This window comes from Pseudomonas sp. TWP3-2 (assembly GCF_049897765.1).
GTDB lineage: Bacteria > Pseudomonadota > Gammaproteobacteria > Pseudomonadales > Pseudomonadaceae > Aquipseudomonas.
On sequence record NZ_JAFCWW010000001.1, the window covers coordinates 204,302 to 217,915 of the forward strand.

Below are 13,614 nucleotides of genomic sequence, written 5' to 3' on the forward strand. Positions count from 1 at the left end.
TTCCGAATTCTATTGAATGAGCCAGTGGTGCTCCCGCGACTCTGATCCATAGGATCAGAATCGCGAGGTTTTAAGCAGGAAAGGGTACGGATCTACTCCTGATTAAAAATGGGGTATCTGCGTGCAGTGACGCTAACTTTTAACACGATATCTACTTGCTAACGCTACTCCTGCACCCGCCTCTGCTTCCAAAAGCCTAACTTACGCTCCCAAGCAGCTTTAGTTTTAAAATTCGACTGTTTGGAGATAGCCAGTTCCAATATTTTTATAGCTTCATCTATGTCGCAATCGAGCAAAATCTCTGCCTTGTCGTTTAAAAAGCTTATTAAAAAATGCTCTAGATTTTTTTCGCTCCCTAACTTATCAATTGCCAAATTAATTTGATTTATCGCGAGAGTAAAGTTTTTCTGCCCTCTTAACTGCTTAGCTCGAGCTTGGTGGAAAAATGCATCACAATTTTCAACCTCATCGAGCAATCGACCCGCCTCGTCGAAATCGCCAATCTCAATATAGAATTTCGCTACCTTTACTCTGGCATAATCATTACCATCACGAAGTGCATGACTGTAGTAATGTTTAGCCAGGCCCGAAGCGTAGTCAAGTTTTGCTTCCCTTCCTTCAAATTTTTTATATTTGAAAAGTCGATAGAGAGCGGCTTGAATATCTGCGTAAGCCATCATGAGTTTTTGATTAGTATCAATATTGTCAGGGGGCGGCAACGCTTCGCTGAGTTCTTTGAATGCGTCCGGCAGCTCAAAGCCGAGATAGCTAGACAGTCGACTCAATATCCGATATGGATGATCAAAAGATGATCTTAAGTTTATTGAGATATCTGACAAGAATTTCTCAAGCCTTGCCTCTATGTACTTGGCTCGAAGATTTTTGTACTTCGAGTTTGCCATTAAGTCGTAAAAAGATAGAATAATCGAGTAGGACGCTTCGCTCGCACTTGAATCTAGCACCATGCTCACATAGCGCTCCACTTCGGCTAGATTTTTTGAGTTGTCAGCAATTCTCGCCAATTGCAAGATACATTGCTCACTTCCCGGATAGTCGTTGAGAAGGTTTTCAAATAGCAGCTTAGCTCTTTCCGCATTACCATCCCAATACTCAAGCTTGGCAATATGATGCCTAACAAGCAGCATTGATGCGGTTCCCTCTTGAAGACCTTTCTCAATACTTCCTAGCCTCTCAATAGAACGTCTTGCTTCAACATGATAGCCTTCAGGAGATGTGGGGCGATCAATAGAGATTAACTTAAGCTCCATCGACTCTATAAGTAGAAGAAGATCCTCTAGGGAATTGCCGCTTAAATCAAAAGAATCGATCTCCCGAACAAGCTCACCTTTATGAACCAAGTTGTCTGTAACTTGAACAATTGCATACAAGATGGCTTTTCTATGGCGCTCATTCAAGGGTGAATGATATAGTGATTTTAAAACCTGTTTGTGTAGTACGCAAAAACTATAATAACCGCTATTTTTAAACTCATTTTGCTCTAGAAGTAACTCGCCTATTTTGAATGTAAGTTCGTCAACTTCGGGGCTGTGTGCAACTGTTTTTTTAACAGATAGTAGTACAATTGAGTGGATCGTTGAATAATTTGGGCTAGACCTGACTACCAAGGCGGTCTTCTCCAAATTTCTTAAGGCCTTGCTTCCTAGCAGTTTATTAAATGCGAAATTGCTTACCATTTCAGCATCTAAAAGTGCAATCAGGGAAAGTTCAGTTTTAAATTTCTCGAGATACTTGCCGATTACGAGATCGGAGATTGTCTGCGAGCGTCCGGCTACGATCTCATCAGGAATCTGTTCGATCTCACCCAAAAACTCCTCAACCTCTTCGGGATCAAATTCTTCCTCTTTAATAATTTGGCATACCAACCCTAAGCACAGAGGGTGCCCACCCACTTGGCTGATGATACGTTCGACAAAGCAATCATTTAAATCGATTAAGCTCTTGATCAATTCTCGCGACTCAGCATCGCTCATCTCTGAGACTTGGTAAGATCGCGATTTATCCAGAACTCTCTCAATTGACGTTATAAGAAGTCGACTTCCTTCACTTGCGAAAGCTTTGAATTTGTTTTCCAACTCGCCTGCATCGCCGGAGATATTGTCGAGAATTACTAAGACTGAAAATTTTTCGCAAATATAGGCAAGGTTTAGATTTTTATCATACCCACTGACTTTTACAGATCCAAAGTCAAAAGCTTCAGTTACTGACGCGTCTATCCAAACTACAGAATCAAAAGTGTTTTTCAAACGATGGCTAACAGATAGAGCTAACTTACTTTTACCGATACCGCTCAAACCATACAGCGCTGTTGTTTTGCTTCCCTTTACCAGATTGATTATGTCCGCTTCAGGTTGGCGAGATATGTATTCTGCGGGAAGTACAGGAAGCTCGTTTGCTTTCGAAATAGCCGAATAGAGGGCTGAGGCACGAGGTAAATAAGTTAGTAACTCTACGACAAATCTTTGATCACCTACATTATCTGATACAATTTCGGCGATTTTCTCCGAGTCATAAACTTTTACCTGCCTACCCAGTGCCAAATGCCGAATCAATTTGTCAACTTTGTCAAGACGCCCTGCTTTTGCCTCTTGATTTGCAAATAGATATATCTCTTGGCATTGACTGCTGTTCTTGAGGGCTGAATTAATATCCTTAATAGGTTTAGTGTTCTCGATTTTAAGTTTTAAGATCTCATCAAAATCACTAGCAAATGAATCGAAATATCCTTCATCAGTACCACATTGCCCCACGATATTAAAATTGTCTGTAGAGAAATCGACTGTTCGACTGATCGGCTTTGCGTAGAGGTTACTCCCCTTGTGTATCGCTACCTCTCCTACTAGTTTCTCAAATATAGGGAGGCAAAAATATTCGAACTCAGTTCCGTTCAGTGTTATCAGATCCTGAACTATGCTGTTTATAAATGCCCGCTTCAGCAGTTCCAAACCTACCCCCTTAATCTAGAGAAATACAAACTAAATATATTTATGATCCCGTTAGGACCAGCCGCAGATCGAGTCTTACGTCAGTTTTACCGCAGAACCGTCCCATGAGTAGAACAGAAAATGGTGCAAAGCGGCCGCTTTAGCCGACCGCAGTCAGTAACTTTAGATAGGCACTGCTTCGTTCATGAGTTTTGGCTCAGGAGAGAACGTGCCGTGGTGACCATTTAGAGCTGCCCATAGCGCAGCGCCATTCACGCTGTGAAGCCATTGGCAGACGAAGCTTGAGTGGCGGCAATGGTCGTTTTCTGCCTCCCGTTTAGTGGTGGTTGAAGCCCCATGATTTTTCTAATCGATGAGTGAGCAGTTGCACGGTCAGGAAATAGTAATAGCGCGTCGACTCACTGTGCCGGTTTAGGTGGTGATTGAGAAACCAGGCAAGGTGTTTTCTCTGCCAAGCCCAAGGGGGGTCGCGTTGCCAACGCTCCGAGATTGCGGATTGGATAGCCTTCGCCTGACGCAGGTGGCGCTGGCGCGTGGCATGTGACCCGGTCAAAACTCCTGCCAGGAATAGCTCCATATTGAATGGCTTGCTCATGTTCGACCACCAATGTATGCCGACACCACGTCAATACGACCGTGTCCCAGCTCATAGCTGATTTGCACTCGGGCCTCCTGATCGAGGTGTCGGTCGAGCTGATAGCAGCGGCCACCATTGATGGGCACGAGATGGTGGGTGATTTGCTCGTAGCGTTCGCACGCATAGGTTGCCCGCAATTCGTGGAAGCCTTTTAAGTTGTGCTGATGGAGGATGTGTCGGGCGGGGCGAACGATTCCCCGTTGGAAATCGAGGTAGCTTTCGTTCGGGGCAAGCAGGTTGCGGCTACCGTCGGGCGAGACCTGTTCGGCAAACCTCAGCGCGTCACGAATATGATCATCTACCGTAATCCAACGAGGAGCTGATGCGCCAGAGCGGCCACCTTTGGTGCCGTCCTGAATGTTGATCTTACCGAATTGCTTGGCTTCACGTTTTAGACGGGGTAGGTCCGCCAAAATGACCTCACGTAAGCGCATGCCGGTGGCTCGCGCCAACTGAGCGATGGCCGCGGCGCGCGGCTTCTGGTGTTCGCAAAGTACGTCGACGATCCGCTGCATGTGTTCGCGGTCTTGGCCTTGTGGAACTGTCGTGCGGATGGTGGTGCGCTGCATGTCCAACGCCTTGCTCGGACTCGGCACCTTCACATACTGATCACCGCGAAGTGCCGCCATGGTTCGGTTGACGCTGGACAATTGGTTTTGTGCGGTGGCGATAGCGAGGTCGCCGCGCTCGACTAAGTGACGTAGATGCGCCGCGTAATCCGACAAGATCTGGCGATCTATCTGCCGCGCATCGTTGAGTCTTGGTCCATCATCTGAGCGACACCAGCGCACAAACGCTTGCCATCGATCACTGTGCGCCTTGACCGTGCCGTAATGCCCGCCGCCAAATAGATCTTTCAGCGCCTGCGGCCCGGCATAACTCAGTTGTCGGCCAAAGCCAAAATTGCGGCCACCTCGCTTACCCACCAGTGCCATGATCGAACTCCTCTCGAAGCCAAAACTTTTAAAACTTTCTCCACGTCATCCCACCAAGAATGTTGAGTGTTATCAGGGATCAAGGCCCCTGCGACCTGTGAGGGTTGTCCACCAACGCGGGACTGGCGGCTCCTTACGACCGGGAGCTTGGGCATCTCATGATCTGGCCTCCTGAACACTTCCGAGGAAGTGGGCGGGTGGAGGCTGCACTGGCTGACGAGACCGATGCTGCGAGATCCTGAGTCGGGTGAAGGCAGTGATGCGATGACTGTGGCATGCCTGACTGTCAGTCAGGTGCAGTCCATTCCGTGGGCTGCGGCACCATCATCTGCATCGCTGTTGCTGGTGACTTTTCGGTGTTTGTCACACCGATTGTCACGAGGGGGGATGCCGCAAAGCCTTGTACGAGTTGGGCTGCGGCAGCGGTTGGAGCGCCCGTCTCTTTCCAGAAGAAAGAGACGGGCGCAGGTTGGCGCAAGGAAATGGCCAAGTGGATAGGTTGCTGCAGGGCAGCTATGAAAGGGAATGAGTTGCCGCAGTGGGCACACTGGTAAAAGTAGGCATCCATCACATTACTGTGACCATGCGAGCTGCCGGACGCTAATCGCACTTTGGGAGAACCACCACGGTGTGGCGTAGCCTTAAAGGTTCTGGCTATCTGGGTTGCTGTCAACGACAGCGCTTTGCCCGATCTTTTCTACGCCTGTGGATAATTCGGGTCAAGACTCGATTTTTCGGGAGTTCTGCAGCTGTGGATGAAATTATCCACCGGTGGAAATCTGTGGTTTTCCACAGACAGTTGCGTGGGCTTTACATTTTTAAGTGAGGTCCATCCAAGCAGGGCGGCTTTGCAGCCCTGTTTGGATGGACCCGCGTGGACAAGCGGATCAATGAGATATGAAGACCGAGCGCTTACTCGGTTGCGCCACGTTTTGCTTTTAGGCGAGTGACGTTCGCTCCGGTCTGGTTCGCAAATTCGTGTGGAGTGACATGCTCCTGCCGGTTGGCCTCCAGATACCGGCTCCACCAGTTCATGATCAGCCTGCGCTCCTCGATGAATTCTGCCTTGTGGATGTAAGCGGCGCGGACGTTATTGCGCTCCTTGTGACTCATCTGCCGTTCAATGGCTGTCTCCGACCACAAGCCTGACTCAATCAGTGCGCTACAGGCCATCGAACGAAACCCATGCCCGCAGATTTCGGTTTTGGTGTCATAGCCCATCTTTCTGAGTGCGCTGTTCACCGTGTTTTCAGACATGGGCTTCCAGGGCTTGGCATCGCCTGCAAACACCAAGTCGAATTTGCCGGTGAGGACGTGGATCTGTTCAAGCAGAGTCACGGCTTGCGGCGATAAGGGTACAAGGTGGATGTCCCCGGCCATCTTCGTACCCCTTGTTGAAAAGGGTACTCCGTCCAATGCGGGTCGAGTGTCCGGTATCTCCCAGGTGCCGCGCTTGAGGTCGAACTCGCTCCAGCGGGCGAAGCGCAGTTCGCTGGAGCGGACGAACACATGCAGCGAGAGCATGACCGTCAGCCGAGTAAGTGCGCGGCCTCTGTAGGTGTCGATACGCTCCTGCAATTCAGGCAGACGCGATAAGGGTAAAGCAGGGCGGTGAATCACCCTCGGGGCTTTGATCAAACCTTCAAGGTCGAAGGCAGGGTTTGCCGCGATCTGTCGAGCACGTTTCGCCTCGCGCATGATGCTTTGTAGATAGTTTTGTACCCTTAAAGCGACGTCAATCGTGCCGCGTTTCTGGATCGCTTCCAGAGGTTGCATCAGGTCATGGGTGTCCAGATCGACAATAGAGCGAGCGCCGATCAGCGGGAAGACATGGGTTTTGAGGCGGCTCAGGACGGTCTTGGCATGGCCCGGAGCCCATTTGGCAGACATCGCTTTGTGCCAGTCCAGTGCGGCGCTTTCAAAGGTTCGGCCTTTGATTGCGGCCTGCGTCTTGGCTTGGTGTTTGGTCTCTATGGGGTCGATGCCATTCGCCAGCATCCGCTTGACCTCCAGGCGCTTGTTGCGCGCATCGGCGAGGCCGACCACGGGATAGCTGCCGAACGAGGTCAGTCCTTCGCGTCCATCAGGTTTGACATACCTGAGACGCCAGCCTTTACGGCCATTGGGTTGGACTAGAAGGTAGAGGCCGTCGCCGTCGAAAAGCTTGTAGGTGCGGTCGGTGGGCTTGGCTGAGCGGCAAGCCGAATCGGAGAGTGGAGCAGTGGTGCGCGACATAAGGGTACTCCCCCTTTATCGAATTACCTTACCCCTAACATTACCCCTAAAACGGCTGGAATCCACCAGATTTTGACGTAACCCGACAAAACCCTAAAACGAAAAAACCCGCCAGAAGGCGGGTTTTTCGGGGGTTCCAGAGATTTTGAAAGCCTTCTCTGGAACCTTGTATGGTGCCGGCACCAGGAGTCGAACCCGGGACCTACTGATTACAAGGAAGGTGCTTCAAATATATAAATCAATGAGTTACGTGATTCCTTGTTACGTCCAGACGCGCCAAGGCCCGCGTATATGGCGGGCCCTGTGTCGCTTGTTACGTCTGATTTGCTCAATCTGCGGAAGGGGAAACGGTCGGTATGCTGTGGTCGTAGACATCCATCATCTTCGGGTCACGGTGGCCGCTGGCTTCCTGTTTGTCCGCTCGCGTGCCCACCGTGTCGGTGATGCCACGTCGTTTCAGGTCGTGAAGCGCGAACCGCTGCTCCGGCGTGATGATGTCGTCGGCCAGAGCTAGTGTGATGAAACGTTGCCACGCCGTATCCAGGCTTGACTTGCGAAGCGGGCCGCCATGGCTGGCGACGATGATATTGCGGCGTGACGGCGCAATCGGTATCGCGGTTTTGCGTTTAGCCCATACCTTGGCGCGATAGGCCTTCGCATGGTCCCAAGCTTTTCGCAGGCGCGGTGTCCAGCGAACAATGTTGTCCCGGCTGCCCTTTCGACGGTTGGTTAGAATTCCGGTGTCCAGCTCGTTCGCGTCGGTCAGGGTAACGACTTCGATTCCGCGTAGCCTACAGAGATAGGCCAGCTCCATGACGTAACCGAGATATTCGGGGCAGCCGCCTTTCTCGCCACGAATCAGCAATCCCCGTGCAATGGCCCGATCGATGAGCGTGTCCATGACCTGATGATTTGGAAGGCGGCGCTGTTTTCGTTCGACTGGGGCTTCGATGCCCAGTGCGGGGTTTGCTTCCAGATAGCCGCGGTTGCGACCCCACTGCAGTACACGACGTAGATAGCGAAGGGCGTGCGCGGCTTTGGACGGGGTCCCTTCGTCCGCTAACCGATCCACGATTCGTTGCACCAGGGCAGAACTAAACTTTCGCACCGCCAGATCACCCAGCGGCTTGCCCAGTTTGGTGGGCAACGTAAGCAGAACATCACGCGAGTAGCAGTAATCGCTATGGGTTTTTGGGCTGAGCTTCTTATAGCGATCGCTCTCGTGAAACTGCGTGCAAACGTAGCGAAGCGTTCCACGGTCGACGTTAGATGCCTCGTCCATGATCTGATGCAGATCGGCCAAGGAGACATCGGCCGGCGCGATGTTTCGCCGGCGCTGAATACCAGTTTCGTCGCGATGAAGTGTGTACCAGACCCCTTCGTTTCTCTGGTCAAAGTAAACGGCCGCTGGGAGAGCGGCCTGGTCGATATGGGCGGGAATGTGCGGATTATGCTTCCGCTTCCGTGCTTTTTTCATAGGATGTCGGAGTCGTATCGATCTGCTGCGGTTGGCTTCATGCCGGCGGCCTGGTTGATCAGGTCCAACGTTGTCCAGGGCCCGGTGCGACCACGGAACAAGCGAACGCCCTGGTCGATCAGTGACCGTTCAACGTCAGAACGGCGTTGATAGCCGGTTATGCGCTGCAGGTCGGTGAATACCAGGACGTTGTCCGATCGGGAGTTCATTGCTAGCCCTCAGTAAGCTGGAGCACCCCGGGCAGTTTAGCGCTGCGGCCGGGGCTTCGTTATTAGAAGTTGGATTACAAACATCTGAGATCTATTGGCTAGGCTCCAGGGCCGAGTCTCCCAGATCATTCAGTGCCGACTTGTAGCTGGTGTAACCCATGCTTTGAGCGACGATCTCCAAAGCCTCCGCATGGCGAATGCCTCGCGTTTTCTTTATTTTGGTGGCTTGGCGTTTCAGGCCCTTGATGGTTTGCGGGGGCCGGAGCTCCTGCGGCAATTCATTTCCTGGCTCAGCGTGCATAACGTTTCTCCCGAGCTGCTCGAGCAGCAAGCTTCTCTTCCATCATGGCCGTCCACTCCTTTGATTTCCGTTGCTGCCGTAGCTTGCTGCAGGCCTGATGTCGGCGTATCGAGCGAGCGAAGCCGCAGATATCGCAGACGCTGGGAAGATCAAGCCGCTGGCTCGCCACTGCAGGCCGGATTCTTTCTGTTGCTGGCGTGGTCGAGCTGGTCATTGGTGCGTCACTCGGGGGTGATTCGGCAGTTCCTTTTCAGACTCGATAAAGCCGGTGCTTTTGGCGTCGCCGTCCATTGCCTTGATGAACATGACCTCCACTTTCGCGGAGTCCACCAGGACTTTCCCTACTTCGGCGATCGCCTTCGCTCGTTCAATGTCCATTGGCTTCTCTTCGTCTTGAAGGGCTTCCAAGGTGGCAAACAAGTGGTTTCGTAGATCCGTCATTTTGTTATTCATGAGCGGCCCCAATTGCGCGCTTGAGTTTGCCGAGTTGGCGAATAGTCGATTTGAGTTCTTCCGGGTATCGGTGAATGGTGTTGCGCCGCATGAGTTCGCCCCGGGTTATCAATTCAAGGTTGTCGACGTTGCAGTTGTTATGGTCACCGTCTCTGAAAACCAGGAGGAAACCCGTCGCTATTGGTCCGTGGACCGCTTCCCAATTGCGTCGGTGTGTCCACTCCCACGTGTTGGGTTCGGCAACTTTGATTTTCAGGTATCCATCCGTGGCCATGACTTCCGTTCCGATCGGAACATGGTTGTGCGGCAGCCGGCCCGAAGCGAATTGTGTCTCTGCAGATCTGCCACCGGCGGCGAATGGCTTACCCTTGTTCCAGGTTCCGTGACCTTTTTGAAAGCGAGTGGCCACACCGGGGTTGTCGTTGCTACGAAGCCGACCCGAATGCTCGCCCGCCAGAAACTCTGCGCTGCGCTTCAATCCGAGCTCTTTCGCTTTGCCATAGATCGCTGACTTTGGACGTCCAAACTTTGCCTGAAGCTGAGTCATTGGAGTGTCCGAATACAGGGTGGCCAGGCGCGCCGTTTCGGCCGTTGTCCAGAAGCGCCGGCGGGTGGTCGACCGACCTTGTTTCGCATCAGCAGTGCTTGCTCTGGCGCGCTCTAGCGCTTGTTGTGCAATTGGGTTCATACGGAAGTTCCAAACAGTGTGGGCTTGGCCAACAGCTGGGCCACCACATCAGCCTCGGTTGCAGTGAGGTCACCGAGCAGATGGGCCATGGTGGTCAGGGATTCGAGACGGATCCGGGCGTCAGGTGTCTTGCGCAACTGGTAGTCAAAAAGCGCGGTACCGACGATGCGGATGACCATCAAGTGGCGAGCCTCCTGCACGCCGCCGGCCGGCAATGTGATAGCCTTCGAGTCGCTGCTGCTTTGGTGCTGTGCTTGCATGGTGTTGCCCTCAGTGGTGGTTGGTGCCGGGGAGGTACGAACTCCTCGACACCACTCAATTACCGGCCCAGCCGGCGTTAGAAACTGGTGCTTGGCTCAGGCCTTACGCACCAGGTGAATCACCAGATCTTCAAACTCCCCTTCGTCGTCGCAGGACTGCCATTCCAGGACTGCCTGGATCTGTTCGCGTGAACAGTCCATGACCAGAATTTCCCCTTGGCCACCGCTGCCACGAACCTCAAGGATCTGGACCAGGCCGTCAGCGCCGTAGGCTTCGGCGAACACTGTTCTGCCCTCGTAACCCAGCTGGGCCATTACCGCGTGGATCCGGCGGATCTCCTCGATCGCGTTGTCCCGTTCCTGCTCAACAATCACTTGGATTTGCATCGATTTGCCTCCTGATCAGGCTTTGAAAATCCAGCATTTGACGGTGGGGCAACGGGTGACCATTGGGTTCTTGAGTGCTTGCGCTGACCGTACAGCGCTGTCTACCGCCTTGTAGTCCAGGTACTTGTGGCTACGGGACTCCTTGAGCAGATCCTTTAGCGTGGTGACATCGGTCAGCTTCTGGCGATGTTCTGCTGCACGCTCGGCAAACTCGTTGAGGTTGATGGCGATGACGTCGGGGTTCTTGCTGTGATTGACCAGGGGCTCGTCGTAGATCGATTCCAGATAGTCATAAACCTGCCAAAACTCGGCAACGGCGCTGTGGTCAGCGTTGGTCGTGCTCTGCCGCTCGATCGCCATTTCGACGATCTGCCGGCGCGTGGCGTTGACCTGCACTTCGGTCAAGGTGGTGACCAGGCGGATGGCATCCAGTAAGGCGAACAGCTGAGCGTGGTTTTTGATGATTCGCTCGACACCGATGTAGCCCCGCAGGCTATTGCCGCACTTGCTGCAGGCACCATCACCCTTGAACTGGGTGTCACATGCGAAGCAATGGGTATGCAGCCGGCGTAGCTTGGTTTCGTGTTCAGGAAAGCGTTTGCTGAAAAGGTCCATCACCTCGGCCTCTTTGCGTACTGCCTGCAGCAGGAAGTGGCTGAGCGCTTTTCCGTCCAGGGCGTTCAGTTTGTCCGCTGCAGCGCGACTTTCAGGGGTGACGGTCGGTCGAATGAAGTGCAGCTTTACGATGCGCGTCATGATCGCTTCGTGAGCAACCACGGCGGCGTTCTGACTGATTGCGATCGTGCCGCGAAACGGAGGCTCGTAGGTTTCGTTGCCCGCCGTTTTGACGCCCTTGGTCGCCAGCGTGCCGCCGCCGAAAAAGTCTTTCAGCTCGTCCCATTCGAAAGTTTTGGCGTGCGCCTTATCCTCGCTATGGCGGTCGGCCTCGAGGAACACGACCGGCATTCCAGACACCTGCCCCATCAAGCGCGACCGGCCGGCCTTGGTGGACTTCATCGGGTCAAACCCTTCGTAGCCTTCACGGCCGAGCAGCTTCCACAGCAGGTTGAGCAAGGTGGTCTTGCCGGCGCCGGCTTCACCGGTGGCCTCGAGGAACGGGAACGACTGATACCGGGCTCGGATCTGTTCGCAGAACAACGAGCCAAAGAAGAACAGCAAGGCCGCCAATCCCTGGGTGCCAAAGCAGATCCAGAGCAAGCGCAGCCATTCCTCGTCGTAGCCTTTAGCATCGCGCTGCAGCTGCACCGGCACGCCCTTCTGTAGGGTCTTGAGGCGCATTTTCCCGAACTCGAAGTAGTCCTCGCTGTTCACCGGGTAAACGTTGCCATCCTTGACGGCCACGTCGCCGTAGATGTAGCACTCGTATTCCTTGCTGTAGCCCACGTAGTCGATGGTGGACACCGTCTTGATACCGTAGAGCTGGTCTTTCATGAGCTTGTCCAGTTGCTGGCCGCTGCCGGTATACATGGCACCAGCGGCCATCCCGAGCAGTCGCTTTTTGAATTCGCTGGCGGCGGCGAGCTGGCCGCTGGTGAAGGTGTTCTTGACGCTGCCGGCGTCATGGGGGAAGTCCACGCGCAGGTAGTACCAAGACTCGTCGGTGACTTCGTTCCGCTGGAAGTACAGGGCTTGCGGGTAGCAGTTGGCGATCTCCACCACGCTGCCGGATTGCTGCAGTGCCTTTTCTCGCATTTGCGCCTGGTTCAGCAGCTGCTCGTCGTGCTTTTCACTGTCTTCGAGGTCCTGCACGGCACGGTTGTATTTCTCCATGTCCAACTTGAACCAATAGAGGCGGTTGCCGAAGCCCAGGTGGAATTCGCCGCGCTTGTTCCAGTCGTACATCAGCAACGCCTTCTCGGCAGCGCTTTCAGCGATCAGCAGCGCGCCCTGGTGGCGAATCTGTTTGATTTCTGTAGCGATTTGGGCGGCTCGTTTTTCATCACCTTCGATGAAGGCCCAGCGCTGATGCAGATCGTTCCAGTCGAGCTTCCGGCCGTCGCGTTGCGGGATCTGTGCTGCTTCACAGACGAAGCCCATTTCACGCGCCTGGCGGACCCAGCGTCGGGTGTAGGCATGTGCGCCTGGCTCGTTGTCCAACGCCCAAACGAGCTTCGGCAACTTGTCGGTGCGATCGCGCATTAGCACTTTCAGCGACTCCTCAGGGAAGGCGTTCGAGGACATCGCCGAGACGGCAGAAAGGCCGTTGTGCACCAGTGCGATTGCGTCGAAGATCCCTTCAACAATCCAGATCTCGTTGACCTCAAGCAGATCAACGCACGGCGGACACCACCACACGCCACGGTAGGTTTCACCTGGTTTGAAGCGAGCCTTCATCTTGCCGAAGCGGGCAGGCCGGTCGATGAGGCGTTCCCAGTACCCGCCCTTTTCCAAGGCGAAACGCACCGTTGCGCTGCCTGCCTGGTCATGGCTGGAATAAAACGTTTCTTGGGTAAACCATCCGGCGATCAACGAGATGTCGAAGCCTCGGGCAAACTCCAGGTATGCCCGGGCAGTCGCTGTGGGGGCGCTCTCGGTGGCGGGTACGCGCTTGCTCCAGTCCTCAAACAGATCGTCGTAGATCTCCTTTACATGCACCGTGTGACCACACTTCTCCTGACGACCACAAATCAGCTGCCATGGGCTATCGAAACGGGTGTACAGCTCTTTTTTGTTGCACTTTGGGCAGGTGCCGCCACGCATGTAGTTCGTAGGTGAACGGTGTTTTAGGCCGAACTCCGATTCGATGCGCTGTAGGACGTCGAGGCGCAGATCGTCTCTCATGGTTTTTTCACTGTTTTGAGGCTTTGGGTCAGAGCGCCGGCAAGAGCGCCGATCAGGTGTTTTCGAGCGGCCATCACTGGATCGTTGGTAAGGATCGAACCGTGGCGCAGGCCCTCGGGGATAAAGCGGTATTGGTCTGCGTACCAAAGGTCATTGAGGCTGAGACGGTACTGTTCACGCAGGTTTGCCAAGAGCGCTTGGGCTTGATCCGGCGGCAGCTTTGCGTTGATGTTCAGGGCGTTTTCCATCGTCAAACCTCAATTTCGG

The 13,614-nt window shown here is 53.6% G+C and carries 13 protein-coding genes; all 13 read right to left on the minus strand.

Annotated elements, in window-relative coordinates; all coding sequences use genetic code 11:
* Nucleotides 1–164: 164 nt before the first annotated feature.
* The 13 genes from ACP7EE_RS00880 to ACP7EE_RS00940 all read right to left on the minus strand — a co-directional run bounded on the left by ACP7EE_RS00880 (nt 165) and on the right by ACP7EE_RS00940 (nt 13,595).
* Nucleotides 165–2,963, minus strand: a complete 2,799-nt coding sequence (locus tag ACP7EE_RS00880; RefSeq protein ID WP_426232867.1) for a hypothetical protein — start codon at nt 2,961–2,963, stop codon at nt 165–167.
* A gap of 316 nt (nt 2,964–3,279) precedes the next feature.
* Nucleotides 3,280–3,558: a hypothetical protein gene (locus ACP7EE_RS00885; RefSeq protein ID WP_426232869.1), complete on the minus strand. Its 279-nt coding sequence runs from the start codon at nt 3,556–3,558 to the stop codon at nt 3,280–3,282.
* The gene (locus ACP7EE_RS00890) at nt 3,555–4,535 is read right to left on the minus strand and encodes an integrase domain-containing protein (RefSeq protein WP_426232871.1); all 981 of its coding nucleotides are present in this window, start codon (nt 4,533–4,535) and stop codon (nt 3,555–3,557) included. The genes ACP7EE_RS00885 and ACP7EE_RS00890 overlap by 4 nt, the downstream gene beginning before the upstream one ends.
* 912 nt (nt 4,536–5,447) lie before the next feature.
* The gene (locus ACP7EE_RS00895; protein ID WP_426232873.1) at nt 5,448–6,770 is read right to left on the minus strand and encodes a tyrosine-type recombinase/integrase; all 1,323 of its coding nucleotides are present in this window, start codon (nt 6,768–6,770) and stop codon (nt 5,448–5,450) included.
* Nucleotides 6,771–7,098: 328 nt separating this feature from the next.
* Nucleotides 7,099–8,247, minus strand: coding sequence for a site-specific integrase (locus tag ACP7EE_RS00900; protein ID WP_426232875.1), 1,149 nt, complete (start codon nt 8,245–8,247; stop codon nt 7,099–7,101).
* A complete protein-coding gene (locus ACP7EE_RS00905; RefSeq protein ID WP_426232877.1) occupies nt 8,244–8,456 on the minus strand; it encodes a hypothetical protein in 213 nt (70 codons plus the stop codon). Before ACP7EE_RS00905 ends, ACP7EE_RS00900 begins: the two co-directional genes overlap by 4 nt.
* A gap of 91 nt (nt 8,457–8,547) precedes the next feature.
* Nucleotides 8,548–8,787 (minus strand): hypothetical protein, encoded by a 240-nt coding sequence (locus tag ACP7EE_RS00910; protein WP_426232879.1) that lies wholly within the window; start codon nt 8,785–8,787, stop codon nt 8,548–8,550.
* 180 nt (nt 8,788–8,967) lie between these two features.
* A complete protein-coding gene (locus ACP7EE_RS00915; protein WP_426232881.1) occupies nt 8,968–9,210 on the minus strand; it encodes a hypothetical protein in 243 nt (80 codons plus the stop codon).
* Nucleotides 9,203–9,898, minus strand: coding sequence for an HNH endonuclease signature motif containing protein (locus ACP7EE_RS00920; RefSeq protein WP_426232883.1), 696 nt, complete (start codon nt 9,896–9,898; stop codon nt 9,203–9,205). Before ACP7EE_RS00920 ends, ACP7EE_RS00915 begins: the two co-directional genes overlap by 8 nt.
* Complete coding sequence (locus ACP7EE_RS00925) at nt 9,895–10,158, minus strand: hypothetical protein (protein ID WP_426232885.1); 264 nt, start codon at nt 10,156–10,158, stop codon at nt 9,895–9,897. The genes ACP7EE_RS00920 and ACP7EE_RS00925 overlap by 4 nt, the downstream gene beginning before the upstream one ends.
* Nucleotides 10,159–10,254: 96 nt before the next feature.
* Nucleotides 10,255–10,545, minus strand: coding sequence for a hypothetical protein (locus ACP7EE_RS00930; RefSeq protein ID WP_426232887.1), 291 nt, complete (start codon nt 10,543–10,545; stop codon nt 10,255–10,257).
* 15 nt (nt 10,546–10,560) lie between these two features.
* Nucleotides 10,561–13,347, minus strand: coding sequence for a toprim domain-containing protein (locus ACP7EE_RS00935; protein WP_426232889.1), 2,787 nt, complete (start codon nt 13,345–13,347; stop codon nt 10,561–10,563).
* A complete protein-coding gene (locus ACP7EE_RS00940) occupies nt 13,344–13,595 on the minus strand; it encodes a hypothetical protein (protein ID WP_102685915.1) in 252 nt (83 codons plus the stop codon). Before ACP7EE_RS00940 ends, ACP7EE_RS00935 begins: the two co-directional genes overlap by 4 nt.
* Nucleotides 13,596–13,614: the final 19 nt, after the last annotated feature.

Bases quoted from the DNA above. Each gene is read 5' to 3' on its own strand.
- ACP7EE_RS00890 (WP_426232871.1), bottom strand. From the start codon at position 4,535: ATGGCACTGGTGGGTAAGCGAGGTGGCCGCAATTTTGGCTTTGGCCGA.
- ACP7EE_RS00905 (WP_426232877.1), bottom strand. From the start codon at position 8,456: ATGAACTCCCGATCGGACAACGTCCTGGTATTCACCGACCTGCAGCGC.
- ACP7EE_RS00885 (WP_426232869.1), bottom strand. From the start codon at position 3,558: ATGAGCAAGCCATTCAATATGGAGCTATTCCTGGCAGGAGTTTTGACC.
- ACP7EE_RS00940 (WP_102685915.1), bottom strand. From the start codon at position 13,595: ATGGAAAACGCCCTGAACATCAACGCAAAGCTGCCGCCGGATCAAGCC.
- ACP7EE_RS00935 (WP_426232889.1), bottom strand. From the start codon at position 13,347: ATGAGAGACGATCTGCGCCTCGACGTCCTACAGCGCATCGAATCGGAG.
- ACP7EE_RS00920 (WP_426232883.1), bottom strand. From the start codon at position 9,898: ATGAACCCAATTGCACAACAAGCGCTAGAGCGCGCCAGAGCAAGCACT.
- ACP7EE_RS00925 (WP_426232885.1), bottom strand. From the start codon at position 10,158: ATGCAAGCACAGCACCAAAGCAGCAGCGACTCGAAGGCTATCACATTG.
- ACP7EE_RS00895 (WP_426232873.1), bottom strand. From the start codon at position 6,770: ATGTCGCGCACCACTGCTCCACTCTCCGATTCGGCTTGCCGCTCAGCC.
- ACP7EE_RS00930 (WP_426232887.1), bottom strand. From the start codon at position 10,545: ATGCAAATCCAAGTGATTGTTGAGCAGGAACGGGACAACGCGATCGAG.
- ACP7EE_RS00900 (WP_426232875.1), bottom strand. From the start codon at position 8,247: ATGAAAAAAGCACGGAAGCGGAAGCATAATCCGCACATTCCCGCCCAT.
- ACP7EE_RS00915 (WP_426232881.1), bottom strand. From the start codon at position 9,210: ATGAATAACAAAATGACGGATCTACGAAACCACTTGTTTGCCACCTTG.